4 protein-coding genes are annotated in these 5,622 nt (G+C 53.2%); 1 reads left to right on the forward strand and 3 read right to left on the reverse strand.

Annotated features, from left to right (window positions below; all coding sequences use genetic code 11):
* The first annotated feature begins 123 nt into the window (after window positions 1–123).
* Window positions 124–1,140, forward strand: coding sequence for a hydrogenase expression/formation protein HypE (gene hypE / locus MVB78_RS05805; protein WP_297489135.1), 1,017 nt, complete (start codon window positions 124–126; stop codon window positions 1,138–1,140).
* Window positions 1,141–1,188: 48 nt separating this feature from the next.
* Here hypE and acs read toward each other — a convergent pair whose 3' ends face one another.
* The 3 genes from acs to MVB78_RS05820 all read right to left on the reverse strand — a co-directional run bounded on the left by acs (window position 1,189) and on the right by MVB78_RS05820 (window position 5,510).
* Entirely contained in the window at window positions 1,189–3,129 is a 1,941-nt protein-coding gene (gene acs, locus MVB78_RS05810) for an acetate--CoA ligase (protein WP_297489138.1), read from the reverse strand.
* A 374-nt stretch (window positions 3,130–3,503) separates the two neighbouring features.
* Window positions 3,504–4,109, reverse strand: coding sequence for a hypothetical protein (locus MVB78_RS05815; RefSeq protein WP_297489141.1), 606 nt, complete (start codon window positions 4,107–4,109; stop codon window positions 3,504–3,506).
* A 90-nt stretch (window positions 4,110–4,199) separates the two neighbouring features.
* A complete protein-coding gene (locus MVB78_RS05820) occupies window positions 4,200–5,510 on the reverse strand; it encodes a transposase (RefSeq protein WP_297489144.1) in 1,311 nt (436 codons plus the stop codon).
* Window positions 5,511–5,622 lie beyond the last annotated feature (112 nt).

Consider the following 5,622-nt stretch of genomic DNA (forward strand, 5'->3'; position numbering starts at 1 on the left):
TGATTATTCCGTTCAGGAGGATATTCCTCCCGAGACTGTCGTTGAGCAGATCAAACGCGCCGAGGAGTTCCTCAGCTTTACCGTTGGTTACCTTCGAGAAAAGGGCCTTTTGGAGGGTTGAAAATGGAGGAAAAGATAAAGCTCGAACACGGGGCCGGTGGAGAAATAATGGAGGAGCTTTTGAGGGACGTTGTCTTGAAGACCCTTACCCTCAAGAGCGCCGGAGGAATAGGGCTGGACGCACTAGACGACGGGGCAACGATACCCTTCGGGGACAAGCACATAGTCTTCACAATAGACGGCCACACAGTTAAACCGCTCTTCTTCCCCGGCGGAGATATAGGCCGCTTAGCGGTCAGCGGGACAGCAAATGACTTGGCCGTCATGGGGGCGGAGCCGCTCGCGTTAGCCAACTCGATGATAATAGGTGAAGGCCTCGATATGGAGATCCTTGAGAGAGTTCTCCGCTCGATGGATGAAACTGCCAGGGAAGTCCCCGTTCCGATAGTTACAGGGGATACGAAGGTGGTTGAAGACCCGATAGAGATGTTCGTAATTACAGCAGGAATCGGGGTTGCGGAAAAGCCGGTAAGCGATGCCGGAGCTAAGGTTGGGGACATCGTCCTCGTCAGCGGGACCATAGGAGACCACGGTATAGCGCTGATGAGCCACCGCGAGGGAATAGCCTTTGAGACCGAACTGAAGAGCGACGTCGCTCCAATATGGGACGTCGTTAAAGCAGTGGCAGATGCCATAGGCTGGGAGAACATTCACGCGATGAAAGACCCCACCAGGGCAGGGCTCAGCAATGCGCTCAACGAAATTGCCCGTAAGAGCAACGTTGGAATCCTCGTGAGGGAAGATGACATCCCGATAAGGCCGGAGGTCAGGGCCGCGAGCGAGATGCTCGGCATAAGCCCATACGACGTTGCCAACGAGGGCAAGGTGGTGATGGTTGTTGCCAAAGAATACGCAGAGGATGCACTGGAAGCGATGAGGAAAACCGAAAAGGGGAAAAACGCCGCGATAATCGGCGAGGTAATAGAGGAGTACAGAGGAAAGGTCATCCTTGAGACGGGAATCGGCGGGAAGCGCTTTATGGAGCCTCCCGAAGGCGACCCCGTGCCGAGGATATGCTGATTTTTCCCTTTTCTTTTGGCTAATCGGGAGAAGTAAAAGAAAAGCCATTCAGCGCATCTCGAAGCCTTCAAGTGCTTTCTTCACCTCCTCAACGCTCGCCTCGTCCTCAAGCGTTGAGAGGTCGCCGAGGCTCTTTCCGCTTGCGAGGGCTTTGAGAACACGGCGCATTATCTTCCCGCTCCTCGTCTTCGGCAGTTTGTTGACGAAGAAGACCTCGGCTGGAGCCGCTATCGGCCCGAGGGTTTCCCTGACGTAGTTTATCAGCTCACCCTTCAGCCTCTCGGTCGGGGCGTAGTCGGCCTTTAGTATTACGAAGGCAACCGGCACTTCACCCTTTATCTCGTCGGGCCTGCCTATTACTGCCGCCTCGGCAACGGCCGGGTGGAGGACTAAAGCGTGCTCTATCTCGGCAGTGCCAATCCTGTGGCCGGAGACGTTGAGAACCTCGTCTGCCCTGCCGAATATCCAGAAGTAGCCCTCGTCGTCCTTCATCGCGTAGTCGGCCGGGTAGTAAATCCAGACTCCTTTATCAGGTCTGCTGAAGCGTTGCCAGTAGGTCCTAATGTAGCGCTCGTCGTTCCCCCAGATTCCAAGGAGCATTCCGGGCCAGGGCTTCTTGATTACCAGAAAACCCCTCTCGTTCGGTTTAGCTGGCCTGCCCTCTGAGTTAAAGACATCGGCATCAACCCCCAGCCCTGGGAAAGTTGCGGAGCCGGGCTTGAGCGGCGGCAGCTGTATTCCCGCCGATGGGTAGATCATGTAGCCGCCCGTCTCTGTCTGCCACCATGTGTCGATGATGGGACAGCGCTTCCCTCCGATGACTTCGTAGTACCACTTCCAAGCGCCGGGGTTGATCGGCTCGCCGACGGAACCAAGGAGGCGGAGGCTTGAGAGGTCGTGCTTCTTCACCCACTCATCGCCGTAGCGCATGAGCATCCTTATCGCTGTAGGAGCCGTGTAGAATATCGTAACTCCGTGCTTCTCGATTATCTCCCAGGGCCTGTCGGGCTTTGGATAGTTGAGCGCTCCCTCGTACATCATAACCGTTAGGCCGAGCGTCAGAGGCCCGTAGACGAGGTAGCTGTGTCCGGTTATCCAGCCGACATCGGCGGTGTTCCAGAAGAGGTCGTCCTCCCTTATCCCCCAGGCCCACTGCATCGTCTTTGCAACGTAAACGAGGTAGCCGCCGGTGGAATGGACTATACCCTTCGGCGTTCCAGTTGTGCCGCTCGTGTAGAGGATGAAGAGCGGGTGGTTGCTCTCCACCGGGACGGGCTCAACGTACTTTTCAGCCCCCTCAAGGAGGTTGTGCCAGTAGTAGTCCCTCCCCTCGACCATGCTGACTTCATCGGAGCCCCTCTTGAGGACGACGACGCTCTCGACACTCGGCGTCCCGACTAACGCCTTGTCAACTATCTCCTTGAGGTTCAGAGCTTTGCCACGCCGGTAAAGATAATCGGCGGTGATTACCACCTTGGCTTTTGCGTCGTTTATCCTCGTGGCTAAGGCCTCCGCTGAAAATCCGGAGAAGACGACGCTGTGGATTGCCCCGATCCTCGCGCTGGCGAGCATGGCTACAACCACTTCTGGGACGAGGGGCATGTAGATTACAATCCTGTCGCCCTTTCCGACGCCGAGGTTCTTCAGCACGGAAGCGAAGCGGTTAACCTCGCGGTAGAGCCCGTAGTAGGTTAGGGTTCTCGTTTCTCCTTTTTCCCCCTCCCAGATTATGGCGGCCCTGTTCCTCTTTCCGGCCTTTATGTGTCGGTCGAGGGCGTTGTAGCTCGCGTTCAGCTCGCTCCCAACGAACCAGCGGAAGAATGGGGCATTTGAGTCGTCTAAAACCCTATCCCAGGTCTTGAACCAATCGAGGACCTTCGCCTGCTCCGCCCAGAACTCCTCAAGGTTCTCGATGGACTTCTCGTGCTCCTCCCGAAAGGCCTGCAGTGGAATGTAGCGCTCCTTCAAAAATCCTTCGCCCACCTGCATGGCAACCACCCAATTCCTCGGAGAAGACGTTGGATCCCCTTAAATTTTTTTCGGCGATTGTCAAGGTGACAACCGGCGGATGACGAAAGCAGATCAAGGAAATCCAATTAGTCGAAAGCCGAAATTCAGATAGCCGTTTGCCGAAATCAGGGGCAGAATGGTATGGAATCGCAGGGAAAAGTAAAACGGGAGGGAGGAATGTAGAAAGAATTTACCAAGAGTTTGTTAAAGGATCCAGAGGGCGCGTCAAAACGTCAAGTTTTCAAATGTATCCATCCTGTCATTATCTTCCAGGGTCTCGCCCTCTCCCCTCCTTCAGAACCCCGGCATGAACCCGGCTTAGAGGGCATGAGAACGTTCGGTTTGACAGGGAGCTAAACCCCTGGTCCACCTTTTCCGGGGGGCATCAAGACGGTGAACCTCACCCCGAGCTCCCTCGTCAGAACCCCACCGGGCATAAAAGGCCAGGTCACATAGAACTTTTTCCTGAGGACGGCCCTTCCGCCGGAGACGTAGTAGACGCTGACCTCCGTCGAGGGGACGAGCAGGAGGGGCCTGACCACGACCACGTACTTCATCAGGGTGGGCAGTTCGAGGGTCGTGTTTATCCCAGTATCGTAGACCCAGTAGAGGGTCATCGGGCCGGCGGAGGGAACGCCGAGGGACTTCAGACTTGAGGCCTTCACGTGGTACTCCTTCAGCAGGGGGGACGAGGAGATGCAGGAGGGGCTCATGCAGGTCTCCCCATCCGCGGGGGAGTGGATGTAGAAGTATATCGAGACCATTTTGTAGGAGGCGAGGGAGGTCAGGAGAACGCCTATGAGGAGGTACAGGAAAAGGCGCCTGAGCATGAACCTGCCCTTTCTTATGTAGTTGTAGCTCCTCCAGTACCAGGCTATGATGGCTAACGGGATGGAGAAGTAATAGACGACGAGGAGGGCTCCAAATGTAACGGGACTCGGTGCGTGCTCGATGTACATGTCTCTCCCATCAGGAGGTAGGAAGTACGGTATAAAAAGGTGACGGCATCTGACCTCCTCCCCGCCCTGAAGGGCGAGGGTTCCAACGAACTAACCCCTCGCTAAGGGCGGGGAGGTTTGAGGGGTCTCATTCAAACCCAACTCAAAGCGGGTCTTCGACCCCTCCGGCCCGGTCTTAGGCCAATTACCCCTCCTCTGAGCGTAAAACCCGCTCAGACTCGGGGTTATGGTTTTAGCAACCTTCTTCAAAATGTTAAAAGCACCAACCAAGTCAGCATTAAACACAAGCCCCGTCACGGGACACTTAAACAAACCACGAACAAACCTTGCCCCATAGTGAAGCTTCCCGCAAACGGGACAAGTTTTCGAAGTGAAAGCCTCATCAACGACCTCAACTTGAATACCATACTCTCCCGCAACTTCCTTCAAGCGTTGAATCATCGTGTTAAAACGCCAAACGTGAGAGAGGAGAAAATTCTGCCTCGCTCCCCTATTAGAATTCCTACTGATGCCCTTGGGATAACCAACGACAATTCTGCTAACGCCCAATTGATAAAGCCTTTCGAGGGTTTGTCTCACGGCAGTGTTAATGTAGTGCTTCGCCTGAAGCTTAGCTTTTTGGTGGAGGGCTTTGAGTTTTCTACTGTTCTTTGCTCCACTCTTGTTGAGTTTTGACTGGTAGTCAGCGATGACCTTCCTAAAGTAGAAGTCAATACTCTTTAACGGTCTTCCATTCACGAGGAAGCTTTCACCGTTCTCGACATAAACGGCCATTAAATTATTCACTCCCAAGTCAATTCCCGCTGAAAGGTTGCCCAAAGGCTGTCTTGGAACTTTAACCCACTCACCATTGATTAGCTTCTCCTCGACGGTGATGCTAACGTGAGCATACCATTTTCTCTTGATTGGGTCGTAGGTGAGTTCTAATCTCCCTTGCTTCCCCTTCAAGTGTATTCTGCCTTTAAACTGGACTTCCAAGCGTTTGAACTTGCCGAGGCCTTTTAGAATGAGCGTATTCCCGGCAATCTTGTACTGGTCGTTTCTGAGGATGATTAATGGTTTTCTCTTCTCATCGTCCTTCAAGTAGTTTGGGGGTTTGGGGTTGAACCATTCTGGTAGTTCTCTGTTCCTCTTGTTCCTTAAGAGTGAGAAGAAGCTCCTCCAAGCTTCGGCGTTCTTCCTACAAATTTGCTGAACGGTTGCGGAACCGATTTCCTTCTTGAATTCTTCGTAAACTATCTTTTCAGTCTTGTTAAAGTCCACGATTTGTTCTTTGAAGAATTGTTGTCGTCTTAGATAGTTTACTCGGTTCCAAGCTTTAGCTCCAGTATCGGCTAACTCGAAGAGGGTTTTCTCTTGTTCTTTGCTCAGCTGGAGTTTTATGGTTACTGTTTGTTTCATTTCAAAGTATGGTATTGTCTTTGGGTTTTAAAATGGTTTGCTTTCTCGCTTGATGGCTTTTGGGTGGTTTATTGCATCCCCGCCCCAAAGGGCAAGGCTTTCAAAAGAAAAA

Source organism: Thermococcus sp. (assembly GCF_026991495.1).
Lineage (GTDB): Archaea > Methanobacteriota_B > Thermococci > Thermococcales > Thermococcaceae > Thermococcus.